We start from the raw sequence: 14835 nt of genomic DNA, 5'->3' as shown, positions 1-14835 counted from the left end.
GTGAACTCATAGCACCAAAATACCATCAAAATCCACTCGCATTAGGTCGCGCCCAATATCAGAAAGTGTCAGCACGATAGACAAGTCCGATTGCCCTTCTTCCTCAGTCCAAAGATGAAATCTCACTGACCACATTGAAGGTAGCTCATCTTCAATCTGAACAGCATCAATGTTTGAGTAGCTTTCTTCTGGAGGAGAAATGAGCGTGCGGCCATACTCCTCAACCGCGCTGGAAATGTCAGCTGCGCTCAACCGGTTACCACCACTCAATTTTTCGATTGAATCGAAATCTCCTTCCACCAGCATCTGAACGACAAGACGCGTCGTCACCGATATTTTTTTGTTTTCACTCATTCTGAAAACCCTCATCGCCTGTACACCTAGGCTCTGCCGCCAAAGGCCGATGAGCCTGCGCCGCGCGGCAGCGCGGCGCCACGCCCAACTGCGAGGGGCTTTTTCCAAAAGCCCGCGAGCAGGCGGGAGCCCTTGCTCACTCGCCAGCCGAAACAGCCTGCGCCGCCGCTTCCATCGCCGCCAGCCAACCGTTGATCCGCTCCTTGTTGGCGCCAAGGTCAGACCGGCCGAACCTCAGCCGGGCATAGACTTTCAGCAGATCGCCGTCCTGCGCCGCGGTGGTGTAATCGGGAAAGCCCAGCACCTGGGTGCGGGTAATATAGGTCACCATGCCGTCGTCCGGGCCGCCCGCCAGCACGCTCGTGCGCGGCGAGTGGCTGGCAATACGGTGGAACCGCTCCAGCCCGTCCGGCCCGGTCCGGATCACCCGGAACACGCCGCCGCGGAATTCCTTATCCTCGCTCAGCTCCGGCTGGGTGTTCCAGTCCAGCGGATCGCTTGGCGCCAGCCGGACGAACCCCAGTCCGGCAACTATCGCGGCCAGCAGCAGCCAGCCCAGCAGCATCAGCCGCCTCAACGCGGTTTCAAGGTCACCCCTTGCCTCCTCCTCACACGCGGTCCTCCCCCGGCCTTCTGTGTGAGGCCGGACCGCTTATCTCGTTGCCACGCCCGGCAGCACGCACAACAGCTCATAGAGCAGGTTGGCGCCCACCAGGGCAGTGTTGCCCGACGGGTCATAAGGCGGCGACACCTCTACAAGGTCGCAGCCCACGATGTTGACCCCCTTCAGGGACCGGATCAGTTCCAGCGCCTGCGGCGTGGTCAGCCCGCCGATTTCCGGCGTGCCGGTGCCCGGCGCATAGGCCGGGTCAAGACTATCGATATCATAGGTGACATAAACCGGCCTATTGCCGATATCGCGGCGAATTTCCGCACCCATCTGGTGCAGCGAGCGGTTCCACAGCTCCTGCGCCGGGAAGTGCTGGAACCCCCAGCCCTGCGCCTCGGAAAAATCGGTGGCGGCATAACCGGTGCCGCGGATGCCAATCTGATAGGTCTTGTCCGGGACGATCAGCCCTTCCTCATAGGCGCGGCGGAACACAGTGCCATGGGTCTCCCGCTCCCCGAACATCTCGTCGTTCACATCCGCATGGGCATCCACATGCACCAGTGCGACAGGGCCGTATTTCTTGGCAATCGCGCGCAGAATCGGCAAGGTAATCGAATGGTCACCGCCCATTGCCACCGGAACCACCCCGCCCGTCAGGATCGCGTCATAGCTGTCTTCAATAATGCGCAGCGATTCCGGCAGCGAAAACGTATTGATCGCCAGATCGCCGATATCGGCGATGTTCAGGCTGTCAAAGGGCGCCGCGCCCGTCGCCATGTTGTAGGGCCGCAGCATCGCGCTTTCCGCGCGGATCTGCTTTGGTCCGAACCGGGTGCCCGACCGCCAGGAGGTGCCGATATCCATCGGAACCCCCAGCACTGCTACATCCAAACCGTCCAGCGAGGTCGCCTGCGGCAGCCGCATAAAGGTGTTCGGCCCGGAAAACCGCGCCAGGTCATTGCCGCTGATCGGCTGATTGAAGTCAGTCATTGTCTCTCATGTTCCAGCCAAGAAGGCAGATAATTTCCGTCGCTGCGTGTGCCCCGGCAATAGCAGTTGCGCCGGTTGTGTCAAAGGGCGGAGAGACCTCCACCACGTCACCGCCCTTGATATTGATGCCGGCAATCTCCCGCAGGATGCGCGACGCCTGTGCCGAGCTCAGCCCGCCCCAGACCGGCGTGCCGGTGCCGGGCGCAAAGGCCGGGTCAAGACAGTCGATATCAAAGGTCAGATAAACCGGCCGGTCCCCCAAGATGTCCTTGATCCGCCGCGCGGTTTCCACCGGCCCGATCTCATGCACCGTGGGCGCGTCTATGATATTGACCCCCAGCGTGTCGTCATTGGTGGTACGGATCCCCACCTGCACGGACGTGGCCGGATCCACGATCCCTGTCTTCACGGCCTTGTAGAACATGGTGCCATGATCGACCCGGTCCATGTTGTCATCCGCCCAAGTGTCCGTATGGGCATCGAACTGCAGCAGCGAAATCGGGCTGTATTTCTCCGCATAGGCTTTCAGGATCGGAAAACTGATGTAGTGATCCCCGCCCAGCACGACGGAGGCCGCATCTGCCGCCAGAATGCCGCGGATATGCTCCGTCAGCGCTGCGGGAAACTCAGGCACGTTGGCATGATCAAAGGCCAGGTCGCCGTAATCGGCAATCGCCAGGGTGCTCAGCGGTTTGTAAGGCCAGCCGTAGGGCTCATCCGGCGCCTGCATGGACGATGCCTCCCGGATTGCCCGCGGTCCCAGCCGGGTGCCGGAACGGTTGGTGACGGCCTGGTCAAACGGCACGCCAGTCACCGCGATGTCCACCCCCGTCAGGTCCTTGGTGTACTTCCGGCGCAGAAAGGATGTCGCCCCGCCAAAGGTGATCTCCGGACTCAGCCCCTTCAAATCCTCGCGGGTGAAGGCGTGATCGACAATGCGTTTTGCATCTTCCAGTGCCATGGCGGATTCTTCCTGTTTATGCTGACCTTTTGATCAAATACAGGCCCAGCGGGCCATTGTCATTACTCAGCGCCTCTAGCCGTTCAGAGGCTGCGCGCGTTCCACCAGCCGGGCAAAGAAGGACGCCCCCACCGGTGCAATCGCGTCATTGAAATCATACTTCGGATGGTGAAGCCCGGCACTGTCGCCCTGCCCCAGGAAGAGGTAGGAGCCGGGCCGCGCCTGCAGCATATAGGCGAAGTCCTCCGCTCCCATCTCGCGTCCGCCGTCAGCCTCCACATTGGCGTCGCCGGAAATTTCCTTCGCGACTTCCACCGCAAAACCGGTCTTTTCGGCGTCGTTGAACGTGGCCGGATAGCCTATCTCGTAGTCAAGCTCTGCCTCGACGCCGTAACTCGCCGCCTGCCCGGCAACAATTTCCTTCATCCGCCGCATCACCATTTTCTGCACGTCCGGGTTAAACGTGCGCACGGTGCCGTTGATATAGGCGGTGTCCGGGATCACATTGTCGACGGTGCCGGTGTGGATCTGGGTGACAGAGACCACCAGATCCTCCAGAGTGTGGTGATTGCGGCTGACGATGGTCTGGATCGCCTGCGCGATGCCACAGGCCGCCATCACCGGATCGCGGGTCTCATGCGGCATCGCCCCGTGGCCGCCTTTGCCCTGGATATGGATGTGGAAGGTATCAACTGCCGCCATCAGCGCGCCCGGGGTGGTCAGGAAATGCCCCTCCGGCAGGCCCGGCGCATTGTGCAGCGCATAGACCTCGCCGATACCGAACCGATCCATGATGCCTTCCTCGACCATGATGCGTGCGCCGCCGATCGCTTCCTCCGCGGGCTGGAAGATCAGCGCAACCCGGCCTTTGAAATTGCGCGTCTCCGCCAGGTATTTCGCCGCGCCCAGCAGCATCGTTGTATGGCCGTCATGGCCGCAGGCATGCATGTTGCCCGCATGGCCAGAGGCATACTCCGCCCCGGTTTCCTCCGGGATGGGCAGCGCATCCATATCGGCGCGCAAGCCAATCGTCGGCCCCTCACCTTGCCCGTTGATGATCGCCACCATGCCGGTCTGTGCGATGCCCTCGTGCAGCTCGTCCACACCGAACTCCCGCAGCCGCTCCGCCACAAAGGCGGCGGTCTTGGGCAGGTCCAGCGCCAATTCCGGGATCTGGTGCAGATGCCGCCGCCAGGCCTTCATCTCCTCGGCGTAATCGGCAATACGGTTCACAACGGGCATCGGGGTGGACTCCTGCTCCAGACTCGGGATGATGCATCTGACACCGGAAAAAGAGCAGCCGCAATGCAAGAAACAGACCTGATCCACGACCAAACCGCAGGCATCGAGCGCCTCCTGGAGATCATGGCGCGCCTGCGCGACCCGCAAACCGGCTGCCCCTGGGATATCGAACAGGATTTCGCCACCATCGCCCCCTATACCATTGAAGAGGCGTATGAAGTTGCCGATGCCATCGAACGCAAGGCCTGGGACGAACTGAAGGGGGAACTGGGCGACTTGCTGTTCCAATCGGTCTTCCACGCTCAGATGGCAGAGGAAGCCGGGCATTTCACTTTTCAGGACGTGGTCCGGACCATGTCGGACAAAATGGTCTCCCGCCACCCGCATGTGTTCGGCGATGAAAGCCGCGAGAAATCCGCCGAGCAGCAGACGCAGGACTGGGAGGCAATCAAGGCAGCGGAGCGCGCAGGCAAGGAACAGAAGGGCACGCTGGATGGTGTCGCCGTCGGCCTGCCCGCCCTGCTGCGCGCCTACAAGCTGCAGAAACGCGCCGCCCGGGTTGGCTTTGATTGGCCCTCGGCTGACAATGTCATCGCCAAGATCACCGAGGAATGCGCCGAGCTGGTTGAGGCCCGCGACAGCCTCTCCCACGCTGAGGTGGAAGAAGAATTCGGTGATCTGCTGTTCGTGATGGCCAACCTGGGCCGCCACCTTGGCGTTGAACCCGAAGCCGCGCTGCGCGCTGCCAACGCCAAATTCACCCGCCGTTTCGAGGGCGTCGAGGCCAAGCTCGCCGCCCGCGGCAAACGGCCTGAGGACAGTGACCTAGAGGAAATGGATGCGCTCTGGGATGCGGTAAAGGCCGACGAGCGCGCCTGAACGCGCCCAGATCTTTCATCTTTCCCTAAATACTCAAATCCCGGCGGCAGCGCCGCCGGGTCCCTGGGTCCGCTGACTCAGACCAGGTTGGCCTTTTTCAAGGACGATGAAATCGCCTTGTAATCCTCAAGGATCTTTTCCTTCTTCGCCAGCTCTTTCCACAGCTTCTCGGCGGTTTTCTTATCGTCGACGGCGACGTTCACCATCACTTCCTTCAGCTTCTTCACGTCAGTGATACCCAGCAGCTTGGCCGCCTTCTTAGGATCGCCCATAGCGTTTTCAGCCACGTATTTTTTGTATTCATCGCCGCCGGTGAACCCCATCACATCCTTGTTCAGCATCTTCACGACCTCTTCCTTGCCGGTCGCGATGATCTTCTTCCAGTCGGCGTGCTTGAAGTCGCCTTTGTCGGCCAGCGCCTTGGCTGCCAGATGCGTCTTGGAGGTGATGTTGACCGGTTCCTTGCCCTTCTTCTGGTCCATGTAGCGGGTCCACAGCGATTCCGCGTTGCCCTTGTTCTGGGTGAACATGAACTCGTTCAGGCAATAGCGCCGCTTGCAGTAATCCATGTAAGCGGCGGTCATCTTCTTGTCTTTCAGGATATCGCCAACAACCTTGGGCTCTTTGGGCATGTCTTGTTTTCCCCATGCAAATCAATGTGTTTCCGGCCAACCAATGCCGTACCAATAAAGCCCACAATGCGGGCTGAGAAATCACTGCCTGCGCCTGCGAACCATCCCGTCCGTGACGCCGCGTCAGGCAACTATAGAAAGCAAACGCGGGCGCAGCAAACTTCCGTCGCAGAAAATCCCGCGAAATTTGCGCATACCTGCACGGCAGCGGTTCAATCCCGGTGAAACAGCGCGTAGTCTCCCGGTTCACGATCCCGCGGAGACCGCCATGAGCGCCAGAAAAATCATCATCGACACCGATCCCGGCCAGGACGATGCCGTCGCCATCCTGCTGGCACTGGCGAGCCCGGAAGAGCTCGACCTGCTCGGCATCACCTGCGTGGCCGGCAATGTGCGGTTGGAGCTCACCAGTAAGAACGCCCGTATCGTCTGCGAGGCCGCGGGCCGTACCGATGTGCCTATCTATGCAGGCAGCAAGGCGCCGCTCGCCCGCCCGCTGATCACTGCCGAACACGTGCACGGCCAGACCGGCCTGGACGGCCCTAACCTATGGGAGCCGCAGATGCCGCTGGCCGAGGGGAACGGCGTCGATTTCATCATCGAAACTCTGCGCCGACACGAACCCGGCACTGTCACGCTCTGCACTCTTGGGCCGCTGACCAATGTTGCCGCCGCCTTCAACACCGCCCCGGACATCATCGACCGGGTGCAGGAGATCGTGATGATGGGCGGCGCCTATTTCGAGGTCGGAAACATCACTCCAGCCGCGGAATTCAACATCTACGTCGACCCGGAAGCTGCTGAAATCGTGTTCAGATCCGGCGCGCCGCTCACGGTGATGCCGCTGGATGTCACGCATAAGGTGCTGGCCACCAAGCCGCGCGTCGAGGCGATCCGCGCGCTTGATACCCGGGTTGGCCATTTCACTGCGGAGATGCTGGATTTCTTCGAGCGCTTCGATGTGGAGAAATACGGCTCAGAAGGCGGCCCGCTGCACGACCCCTGCGTCATCGCCTGGCTGCTGCAGCCAGAGCTGTTTTCCGGCCGTCATGTGAACGTCGAGATCGAAACCAGTTCGGACCTCACCCTCGGTATGACCGTCGCCGACTGGTGGGGCGTTGCAAACCGCAAGCCCAATGCCCTTTTCATCGGTGATGCTGACGCGGACGGCTTCTTCACCCTTCTGACCGAAAGGCTCGCCCGCCTATGAGCGCCGCACTGCATCTCGCCAAACCGGAACATCTGGAAACCGTGCTGGCACTGGTTGCCGCCTTCCATGCCGAATCCGGGCTGGAAAGCAGCGACGAGCACCGCCGCGCCGGAATCGAGCCGCTATTGAACGGCCACCCTTATGGCGCCGTCTACCTGATCGGCCCCACCCGCGCGCCGATAGGTTACATCGTCATCACTTTCGGCTGGTCCGTGGAGTTCGGCGGCATGGACGGTTTCGTGGATGAGCTCTATATCCGCCCCGCCGTGCGCGGCCGCGGCATCGCCACTGAAGTGCTGACCGAGCTGCCAAAATCGCTGGCTACGGCGGGCATGCGCGCCCTGCATCTGGAGGTCGACCGGGAAAACGAGACCGCGCAGCGGCTTTATCTGCGCACCCGGTTTCAGCCGCGCAAGAACTACATCCTGATGAGCAAGAGCCTCTAGCGTTTACAGCAGGCAGCGCAACCGCGGGCCGACCTCCTGAAACCCGCTCCGTTTGTAAAATGCCAAGGTCCGCGCCCAGGCCGGCTGATCAGGAGCCCCGACTTCCAATCGCTTCCAGCCGTGCTGGCGCCCATGCTCGGATGCCGCGGCAACCAGTGCCGCGGCCACGCCCTTTGAACGCCAGTCCGGTTCCACATAAAGCTCGGTGATCTCGCCAAACCGCCCGCCCGCATAGACTGCTGCGCATTCATTGAGCATGAGCAGCCCAACCTGCCGCCCAGCGGTGGCCGCAACAAAACCGGCAACAGAGCCGGTTCGCAGCACTTCTTCCGCAACAGGCAGCAACTGGTCAGACTGCACGGCCTCGCCACCGCTAAGCTCCTCCAGCAATGCAGCAATGAATCGCGATGCAACAGCGGCCTCGCCTGGAACAAGCTGGCGAACTTCAATGCTGGTGCCGTTCAAAGGATTCCCCCAATACATGCCAATAATATGATCAAATTAACCCCAGCTGGCCACCCGTGTCTATTACAAAGGCCAAGCGGCTGTTTCACTGAAAATCCCGGCACGTCACGGCGGGCTTTCCACCCCTCCCCGGCAAAAGCCCGCCGCTGTGCGCCCCCCTCCGGCAGTTTTGCGCTGCTGACCCCAAAGCGCGCATTTATGCGGAACCATCCTCCTGAGGCCGGCGTTATAGTCCCGTCTGCGGCCTGAAACATGGCCACCCTGGACCTGAAAATGGAGATATCAAATGACTTTCCGCTGGATCCCTGCACTTGCAAGTTCCGCTGTACTGGGCCTCGGGGCCTGTACCAATCTGACCCCGGAACAGCGCACCGTTGCCGGTGTGGCAGGCGGTGCCGCAGCCGGCCTGATCGCAGCTGACGCGCTCAAGGCAGACGACGACTGGCGCCTGATCGCAGCGCTTGGTGGCGCCGCCGCAGGCACGCTGGTTGCGCAGAACAACCAGACCCGGCAGTGCGCATATTCCCGCGGCGACGGCACCTATTACACCGCCCCGTGCTAAGAATTCACGATCTGGCGCCCTCCCCCCGGCCAGGGCGCCAGATCTCCCGATGCAGCCTGCGGTCAGGCCGCATCCCTGGCATCAGCGTATTTCACCGCCAAGATTCAGCCGCTGGACCGGATCGTCCGGTGACGCGGCCTGGCCGCTGAATGGGTAGGTTCCCGGTCCGCTGCATCCCAGAAGGGTCGAAAGAACTGCACAGATTGCCACTGTGCGCAAAGCCCGCATCGTCATGGCTTGCTCCCCTTTCCCGCGGCTGCATTGCGCCGCGTAAGAACAGGCTACATGACGCCAGCGTGAGCGTCTGTGATCCGGGCCACATATGCCGAAATGGGGATTTCTTACGTCTCTGCCAGCTCTGCGGCCAAGGCACGGCCCAGCTGCTCAGCGTCGAATTCCAGGCCGCACGGCAGAGAAATCAGCCGCCCCGCCTGCAGAGGGTAGCCGGCTTCGAGTACTTGAAGCCACTTCAGAACATCACCCCGGCTGCTCAGGTCTTCAAGACGCCTTTTGGCTGAGCCGAACCTTTCCGCAGCAACTTCGGCACTGCAGGCGCAATGCACCTCCACCAAGGTCTCATACTGCTGCAACCAGCCAGCTGGTGTTCCGAAACCAGCCGCCCCTACGCGCGGCTGCCACTGAGCCACCAGAACACAGTGGCTGAGCGCTTCAGCGGCGGTTTGAAACAGGCGGTCGCATTCCTGCTCCAGCCGCCTGCGCTGCTCCGGCGTGGCATCAGCCGCGCGCACAGACAAGGCTTCCAGGAAGTCATCCCTGTCCAGACAGGGCCAGCTCAGTTGCCGCGCCAAGACATGCCCAAGTGCGGATTTCCCGCTGCCGGGCAAACCTGTCAGGATAATTGCCGCTTTCATCTTTTCAGCTCAGTTTTGCCTGCACAGATTTACCATCATTCGGCAATACCCGCATAGGGTTTCTCAGAGAAACGAAAACTCGCGGAAACTTGCCGCCTCGCCCAGCCGAATAGCCAGCAAACTACCTCTTACTTAAGGAGAGACTGAGTATGGGTCAGAGGCAAATCATCAAAACCTCAACGCCTTATGGAAAACGCCCGCACGCGCCTCCAGGACAAGAAGAACAGCCAGATTTGTCACCAAACCCACCGCCGATGCTGCGGTAAAACTCTGTTCAAAGGGGACAGAAAGCAACTGATTGGCCAGTTCAATGTAAACCCGCGCAGTGGAGACCGTCAGTCCAAGGGCAAAAGCCAGCCGCATCAAACGCATGTGCATTCCGAATTTCCGCAGGCGAGCAAAACGGTATGCGAAAGCCATAGCCGCCATCAAGCTGATGCAAATTGCGAAAGTAACTGCCTGTGTCAGAACCCCGCCAAGCGCCGGGAAGACCATCACCATATGCATTACGCCAAGGCTTGAAATCACCCCGCTTAGAATGAACACTTGGCCCAGCGCCCGGTGAGCCTTGGGAAAACGCCTTCGGACCACGGGGGAAAACTGAAGGGGGCCAATCAGAAAGAACACGATACCAGGAATTAGGTGGACAGCTGACGCCAGTGGGTGATCAGCATAGCGCTGGTCCACAAGAGGCAACCCGTCATGAGGCTGAAACAGGAAAAGCAAACGGTCAAAACTGTCCCGCAGAACCGGCCAGCTCAACAGATAGAGAAATACGGTATCAAATCGGAACATCTATGTGTGGTTCAAAATGAGAAGCCCCGCCGGAGAGGCGGGGCTTCGCAATCTTACTTCAGGATCGAGCGGCCTGCGTATTCAGCCACTTCACCCAGCGCTTCCTCGATGCGGATCAGCTGGTTGTACTTGGCAAGCCGGTCAGAGCGCGCCAGCGAACCGGTTTTGATCTGGCCGCAGTTGGTGGCCACAGCCAGATCGGCAATGGTGGCGTCCTCGGTCTCGCCAGAGCGGTGCGACATCACGTTGGTGTAACGGGCACGATGCGCCATATCGACCGCCTTCAGGGTCTCGGTCAGGGAGCCGATCTGGTTCACCTTCACCAGCATCGAGTTGGCGACACCGCGCTCGATGCCCTCGGCCAGGCGCGCCGGGTTGGTCACAAACAGATCGTCCCCCACCAGCTGCACAGAGCTGCCGATCTTGTCGGTCAGCAGCTTCCAGCCGTCCCAGTCATCCTCGGACATGCCGTCTTCGATGGAGATAATCGGGTAGTCATTGACAAGTGCGGCCAGATAGTCGGCGTTTTCTTCGCTGGACAGCGACTTGCCCTCGCCCGCCAGCACGTATTTGCCGTCCTTGTAGTATTCGGTCGCGGCGCAATCGAGCGCCAGGTAGATCTCTTCACCGGGCTTGTAGCCAGCCTTTTCGATCGACTTCAGGATGAAATCCAGCGCCTCGCGGGAGGAGCCGATGTTGGGGGCAAAGCCGCCCTCGTCGCCGATCCCGGTCGACAGCCCCGCCGCCGACAGCTCTTTCTTCAGGGTGTGGAACACTTCAGAGCCCATGCGCACCGCGTCGCGGATGTTTTCCGCGGCCACCGGCATGATCATGAATTCCTGAATATCGATCGGGTTGTCGGCATGCTCGCCGCCGTTGATGATGTTCATCATCGGCACCGGCAGAACCCGGGCCGAGGTGCCGCCGATATAGCGGTAGAGCGGCTGGGTGGTGAAATCGGCCGCGGCCTTGGCCACCGCCATCGACACGCCCAGAATGGCGTTGGCGCCCAGGCGGCCCTTGTTCTCGGTGCCGTCCAGTTCGATCATCGCCTGATCGACCGCAACTTGCTCGGTAGCATCAAAGCCGACCAGCTCCTCGGCGATCTCGCCGTTCACCGCGGCCACCGCTTCCAGCACGCCTTTGCCCATGTAACGGGACTTGTCACCGTCGCGCTTCTCCACCGCCTCATAGGCACCGGTCGAGGCACCCGAGGGCACGGCTGCACGGCCCATGGTGCCGTCTTCCAGGATCACGTCGACCTCAACCGTCGGGTTGCCCCGGCTGTCGAGGATCTCACGGGCGTGAATGTCGATAATGGTGCTCATCTGTCCATCCTTGGTTTGGCCTGAAAGCGGCGCGTTTTGCTGCCAGCGTCATACCAGCCGCTGCAGGAAAGTAAACCGGGATCGTTATCGCTAACACGCATAAAAGCGGCAGGTTAGGGCTAACAAGGCGCTGTTTGCGCCAACAGGGCAGAGGAAATTCGCCAGCCGGGACGTCAGGCCGCAGCCGCCGCCGCACGGCGGGCCCGCCGTGCCAGCCGCTGCTCGCGCACAAAGGTGTAAAGACCCGACCCGATGATCAGCGCCGCCCCGGTCATGGTCAGCGCATCGGGCCGCTCGCCAAAAACCAGAACGCCCGCCAGGATCGAGAACAGCAGCCGGGTATAGCGGAACGGTGTCACCGCCGAGGCATCCCCCACCCGCATCGCCGTGACAATGCCGTAATAGCCCAAGACCCCGAACAGAACGCCGCCTGCCATCATCAGGTATTCATTCTGCTCCATCACCTGCGCCTCGCCGGGAGTGAAGGCCAGCAGCAGCAGGCCCGCAGGAATGACTGCCAAAAACGCCTGGAAACTGACGACGGTAGAGGGAACGGCGCTGTCCATCACCCGGGTCATCAGATCCCGCGTGGCGACGCCCAGCACCGCAATCACCACCAAGAGCGCCGCAGGCTCAAAACTGTCCAGACCCGGCCGGATGATCAGCAGCACCCCGGCAAAGCCAACGCAGATCGCCAGCCAGCGCCGCCAGCCGACCTGTTCACCCAGAAACAGCGCAGCGCCCATTGTGATCACCAGCGGCGTCGCCTGGAAAACGGCGGCCACAACCGAGATATCAACCAGCGCCAACGCCGAAGCAAAGCCCATCGCCGACACCGCCTCTGTCCCCGCGCGCAGCACGGGGCGCAGACGCCAGGACCGCGGCGCAAACAGTTTGTGGCCCTGCATCTTTGCCATCACCGCAAAGACCAGCCCGCTGCCAATGCCAAGGCAGATCAGGATCTGCCCAACCGGCAAAGTGCCTGACAGCTGTTTGATGAACATGTCTTCAAGCGTGAAGAACGCCATAGAGGCGATGACCAGAAGAATGCCGTGCAGGTTGTTCATTTTCGCGCGTCCCGTAATGCGGACCGGCAGCACGCCGGACCATCCGGGCAAATGACATCAGCACAAGGTGCCGGACAACTCCGTTTCCGACCCCGGCCCATGACAAGACGTGAGCACACACATCAATATTTGTGATAAGCCGAACACCAGCTACCCGCACAACCGGGCTTTGGGCTGGAAAACACCCCCGCTAGCCTACTCCGCCTTGCGCGGCACTCCGTAGAGCTCAAGCCGGTGCCCGCGCAGCTCATAGCCCAGCTTGCGGGCGATCCGCTCCTGCAGCTCCTCAATCTCCGGATCGCAGAACTCGATCACCTCGCCGGTGTTCATGTCGATCAGATGGTCATGATGCTCGCGCTCGGCGTCCTCGTAGCGCGCGCGCCCGTCGCCGAACTCCAGCCGCTCCAGAATGCCCGCCTCCTCGAACAGCTTGACCGTGCGGTACACCGTGGCAATCGAAATCCCGGCGTCTTTTGCGCTGGCGCGGGCGTACAGCTCCTCGACATCCGGGTGATCATCGCTGTCCTGCAGCACCTGGGCAATCACCCGGCGCTGGCCGGTCATGCGGAGCCCCTTGGCTTCGCATCGGGCGATAATCGTCTTTTGCATATCTTCCTCGCGGTTTTCTGGTCTTCCTCTTTAGCGGATGCGTTCTGCGGCGAAAACAGGCTTTTCAACCGTATCAATGGTTGACAAACAGCTTATCCACAGCCATTTGGCACCCAGGCATCCCTCCCTGCCGCGTGAGCAGAGGCCATTGACCGGACGCGCAACCTGCGCACAAACCACAGTTCCGGGGTCTAGTGATATGCCGCCATTCCCAAAATCACGCGTGGGGATTGCAGAGGCCAGCGGCCTGGCATCCGGCCAGCGCGCGCCCGAGGTCCCTGCCCCGCAAGACACCGCTGCCATGCAGCGGACTCCGGCCCGTGCAGACTGCAGGGCCGTGAAAGGACGATACGTGACTGAATTTTCGACCATGGGGCTGCCTGAAAAGCTCCTCGCGCGCCTCAAGGACATGGGTCTGAACGACCCCACCCCGATCCAGGCGCGCGCCATTCCCCATGCCCTCAATGGCAAGGACGTGCTGGGCCTCGCGCAGACCGGCACCGGCAAAACCGCTGCTTTCGGCGTGCCGCTGATCGCGCAAATGATGCAATACGGCCGCAAGCCCGCCGCGATGACCGTGCGCGGCCTGGTTCTGGCACCGACCCGCGAACTGGCCAACCAGATCGCCGACACGCTGAAGGGCCTCACTGAAGGCACCCCGATGAAAGTCGGCCTGGTGGTCGGCGGCGTCTCCATCAATCCGCAGATCGCCCGCATCGCCAAGGGCACCGACATCCTGGTTGCCACTCCGGGCCGCCTGATCGACATCCTCGACCGCGGCGCGCTGGACCTGGCTTCCTGCGACTTCCTGGTGCTCGACGAAGCCGACCAGATGCTGGATCTGGGCTTCATCCACACCCTGCGCAAGATCGCTGCTCTGATCCCCGCGGAACGCCAGACCATGCTGTTCTCGGCCACCATGCCCAAGCAGATGAACGAGATCGCCAACTCCTACCTGCAAAGCCCCGTCCGGATCGAGGTTTCACCTCCGGGCAAGGCCGCCGACAAGATCACCCAGTCGGTGCATTTCATCGCCAAGGCCGCCAAGCTTGACCTGCTGAAGGAACTGCTGAACGAACACAAGGATGAGCGCACCCTGGTCTTCGGCCGCACCAAATGGGGCATGGAGAAGCTGATGAAGACGCTGGACAAGGCAGGTTTTGCCGCGGCGTCCATCCATGGCAACAAATCCCAAGGCCAGCGCGAACGCGCCCTGGCGGCCTTCAAGGCGGGCGAGATCAAGGTGCTGGTTGCTACCGATGTGGCGGCCCGCGGCCTCGACATTCCGGATGTGAAATACGTCTACAACTATGAACTGCCCAACGTGCCCGACGCTTATGTGCACCGCATCGGCCGCACCGCGCGTGCGGGCAAGGACGGCCAGGCAATTGCGCTGTGCGCCCCGGATGAGATGGAAGAGCTGAAGGCGATCCAGAAAGTGATGAAAATCACCATCCCCACCGCCTCCGGCCGCGCCTGGGAAGCGATGCCCGATCCGGCAGCCCCCGCGGGCAAGCCCGGCGGCCGTCCCAACGGGCGCCGCGGCGGCGGCAAACCCGGCGGCCAGCGCCGCCGTGGCGGCAGCGGCGGCGGCAACAGCCAGGGCAAACCCCAGGGCAGCAAGCCCGGCAACGCCCAGCGCCGCGGCCAGAAACAGCGCGCGCGCTAAGCCTTCCCCGCCAGCGCCGGGTCAAGGGTCCCGCAGGGACCGCGCGGCACGCGCGGCTTGCCCTTGACGCGGCGCTGGCGGAACACACACTTGAAATGGCGCTTAAGGGCACACCTGCCCTTAAGCGCCTCTCAGCAGAAAATA

General features: G+C 61.6%; 17 protein-coding genes. 5 read left to right on the top strand and 12 right to left on the bottom strand.

All coding sequences use genetic code 11. The features are described from left to right. Window positions 1-6: 6 nt before the first annotated feature. From RA21_RS01290 to RA21_RS01270, 5 genes are all read right to left on the bottom strand, one after another. Window positions 7-354: a DUF7668 domain-containing protein gene (locus RA21_RS01290; protein ID WP_039145639.1), complete on the bottom strand. Its 348-nt coding sequence runs from the start codon at window positions 352-354 to the stop codon at window positions 7-9. Window positions 355-490: 136 nt separating this feature from the next. After that, window positions 491-919 (bottom strand): DUF1499 domain-containing protein, encoded by a 429-nt coding sequence (locus RA21_RS01285; protein ID WP_446720189.1) that lies wholly within the window; start codon window positions 917-919, stop codon window positions 491-493. A gap of 87 nt (window positions 920-1006) precedes the next feature. Continuing rightward, entirely contained in the window at window positions 1007-1954 is a 948-nt protein-coding gene (speB, locus tag RA21_RS01280) for an agmatinase (protein WP_019298543.1), read from the bottom strand. Further along, window positions 1947-2915, bottom strand: coding sequence for an agmatinase (gene speB / locus RA21_RS01275; protein ID WP_039145635.1), 969 nt, complete (start codon window positions 2913-2915; stop codon window positions 1947-1949). Before speB (RA21_RS01275) ends, speB (RA21_RS01280) begins: the two co-directional genes overlap by 8 nt. A 75-nt stretch (window positions 2916-2990) precedes the next feature. After that, on the bottom strand, window positions 2991-4157 hold the full coding sequence (locus RA21_RS01270; RefSeq protein ID WP_039145633.1) for a M20 aminoacylase family protein: 1167 nt from the start codon (window positions 4155-4157) through the stop codon (window positions 2991-2993). A 63-nt stretch (window positions 4158-4220) separates the two neighbouring features. Between RA21_RS01270 and mazG the strand changes: the two genes are divergently transcribed. Further along, window positions 4221-5036, top strand: coding sequence for a nucleoside triphosphate pyrophosphohydrolase (mazG, locus tag RA21_RS01265; protein WP_039145631.1), 816 nt, complete (start codon window positions 4221-4223; stop codon window positions 5034-5036). A 77-nt stretch (window positions 5037-5113) separates the two neighbouring features. On the opposite strand, the gene RA21_RS01260 is transcribed toward mazG, so the two are convergent. Next, the gene (locus RA21_RS01260) at window positions 5114-5668 is read right to left on the bottom strand and encodes a hypothetical protein (protein ID WP_039145630.1); all 555 of its coding nucleotides are present in this window, start codon (window positions 5666-5668) and stop codon (window positions 5114-5116) included. A gap of 268 nt (window positions 5669-5936) precedes the next feature. Here RA21_RS01260 and RA21_RS01255 point away from each other — a divergent pair, with 268 nt between their 5' ends. Both RA21_RS01255 and RA21_RS01250 read left to right on the top strand, forming a co-directional pair. Continuing rightward, a complete protein-coding gene (locus RA21_RS01255) occupies window positions 5937-6878 on the top strand; it encodes a nucleoside hydrolase (protein ID WP_039145629.1) in 942 nt (313 codons plus the stop codon). Then, the gene (locus tag RA21_RS01250; RefSeq protein WP_019298549.1) at window positions 6875-7324 is read left to right on the top strand and encodes a GNAT family N-acetyltransferase; all 450 of its coding nucleotides are present in this window, start codon (window positions 6875-6877) and stop codon (window positions 7322-7324) included. The genes RA21_RS01255 and RA21_RS01250 overlap by 4 nt, the downstream gene beginning before the upstream one ends. Window positions 7325-7327: 3 nt before the next feature. Here RA21_RS01250 and RA21_RS01245 read toward each other — a convergent pair whose 3' ends face one another. Further along, the gene (locus tag RA21_RS01245) at window positions 7328-7789 is read right to left on the bottom strand and encodes a GNAT family N-acetyltransferase (protein ID WP_019298550.1); all 462 of its coding nucleotides are present in this window, start codon (window positions 7787-7789) and stop codon (window positions 7328-7330) included. Window positions 7790-8075: 286 nt separating this feature from the next. On the opposite strand from RA21_RS01245, the gene RA21_RS01240 reads away from it, so the two are divergent. After that, entirely contained in the window at window positions 8076-8351 is a 276-nt protein-coding gene (locus RA21_RS01240; RefSeq protein WP_019298551.1) for a glycine zipper 2TM domain-containing protein, read from the top strand. Window positions 8352-8692: 341 nt separating this feature from the next. Here RA21_RS01240 and RA21_RS01235 read toward each other — a convergent pair whose 3' ends face one another. The 5 genes from RA21_RS01235 to RA21_RS01215 all read right to left on the bottom strand — a co-directional run bounded on the left by RA21_RS01235 (window position 8693) and on the right by RA21_RS01215 (window position 13022). After that, window positions 8693-9223 carry an AAA family ATPase gene (locus RA21_RS01235; RefSeq protein WP_039145627.1) on the bottom strand — a complete coding sequence of 177 codons (531 nt, stop codon included), beginning with the start codon at window positions 9221-9223 and terminating at the stop codon, window positions 8693-8695. Window positions 9224-9391: 168 nt separating this feature from the next. Further along, entirely contained in the window at window positions 9392-10018 is a 627-nt protein-coding gene (locus tag RA21_RS01230; RefSeq protein WP_039145625.1) for a DUF2306 domain-containing protein, read from the bottom strand. 53 nt (window positions 10019-10071) lie between these two features. Further along, a complete protein-coding gene (eno, locus tag RA21_RS01225) occupies window positions 10072-11346 on the bottom strand; it encodes a phosphopyruvate hydratase (protein ID WP_039145624.1) in 1275 nt (424 codons plus the stop codon). Between the two features lie 173 nt (window positions 11347-11519). Further along, entirely contained in the window at window positions 11520-12413 is an 894-nt protein-coding gene (locus tag RA21_RS01220; protein ID WP_019298555.1) for a DMT family transporter, read from the bottom strand. A gap of 195 nt (window positions 12414-12608) precedes the next feature. Next, complete coding sequence (locus RA21_RS01215; protein WP_019298556.1) at window positions 12609-13022, bottom strand: Fur family transcriptional regulator; 414 nt, start codon at window positions 13020-13022, stop codon at window positions 12609-12611. 352 nt (window positions 13023-13374) lie between these two features. Here RA21_RS01215 and RA21_RS01210 point away from each other — a divergent pair, with 352 nt between their 5' ends. Further along, entirely contained in the window at window positions 13375-14691 is a 1317-nt protein-coding gene (locus RA21_RS01210) for a DEAD/DEAH box helicase (RefSeq protein WP_029205083.1), read from the top strand. Window positions 14692-14835 lie beyond the last annotated feature (144 nt).

The organism is Leisingera sp. ANG-DT, assembly GCF_000813785.1.
Taxonomy (GTDB): domain Bacteria; phylum Pseudomonadota; class Alphaproteobacteria; order Rhodobacterales; family Rhodobacteraceae; genus Leisingera.
Note: the sequence above shows the minus strand (reverse complement) of the source record. Positions and strands in the feature narration are given on the sequence as shown.

Bases quoted from the DNA above. Each gene is read 5' to 3' on its own strand.
- RA21_RS01290 (WP_039145639.1), bottom strand. From the start codon at position 354: ATGAGTGAAAACAAAAAAATATCGGTGACGACGCGTCTTGTCGTTCAG.
- RA21_RS01285 (WP_446720189.1), bottom strand. From the start codon at position 919: ATGCTGCTGGGCTGGCTGCTGCTGGCCGCGATAGTTGCCGGACTGGGG.
- speB (WP_019298543.1), bottom strand. From the start codon at position 1,954: ATGACTGACTTCAATCAGCCGATCAGCGGCAATGACCTGGCGCGGTTT.
- speB (WP_039145635.1), bottom strand. From the start codon at position 2,915: ATGGCACTGGAAGATGCAAAACGCATTGTCGATCACGCCTTCACCCGC.
- RA21_RS01270 (WP_039145633.1), bottom strand. From the start codon at position 4,157: ATGCCCGTTGTGAACCGTATTGCCGATTACGCCGAGGAGATGAAGGCC.
- mazG (WP_039145631.1), top strand. From the start codon at position 4,221: ATGCAAGAAACAGACCTGATCCACGACCAAACCGCAGGCATCGAGCGC.
- RA21_RS01260 (WP_039145630.1), bottom strand. From the start codon at position 5,668: ATGCCCAAAGAGCCCAAGGTTGTTGGCGATATCCTGAAAGACAAGAAG.
- RA21_RS01255 (WP_039145629.1), top strand. From the start codon at position 5,937: ATGAGCGCCAGAAAAATCATCATCGACACCGATCCCGGCCAGGACGAT.
- RA21_RS01250 (WP_019298549.1), top strand. From the start codon at position 6,875: ATGAGCGCCGCACTGCATCTCGCCAAACCGGAACATCTGGAAACCGTG.
- RA21_RS01240 (WP_019298551.1), top strand. From the start codon at position 8,076: ATGACTTTCCGCTGGATCCCTGCACTTGCAAGTTCCGCTGTACTGGGC.
- RA21_RS01235 (WP_039145627.1), bottom strand. From the start codon at position 9,223: ATGAAAGCGGCAATTATCCTGACAGGTTTGCCCGGCAGCGGGAAATCC.
- RA21_RS01230 (WP_039145625.1), bottom strand. From the start codon at position 10,018: ATGTTCCGATTTGATACCGTATTTCTCTATCTGTTGAGCTGGCCGGTT.
- eno (WP_039145624.1), bottom strand. From the start codon at position 11,346: ATGAGCACCATTATCGACATTCACGCCCGTGAGATCCTCGACAGCCGG.
- RA21_RS01220 (WP_019298555.1), bottom strand. From the start codon at position 12,413: ATGAACAACCTGCACGGCATTCTTCTGGTCATCGCCTCTATGGCGTTC.
- RA21_RS01215 (WP_019298556.1), bottom strand. From the start codon at position 13,022: ATGCAAAAGACGATTATCGCCCGATGCGAAGCCAAGGGGCTCCGCATG.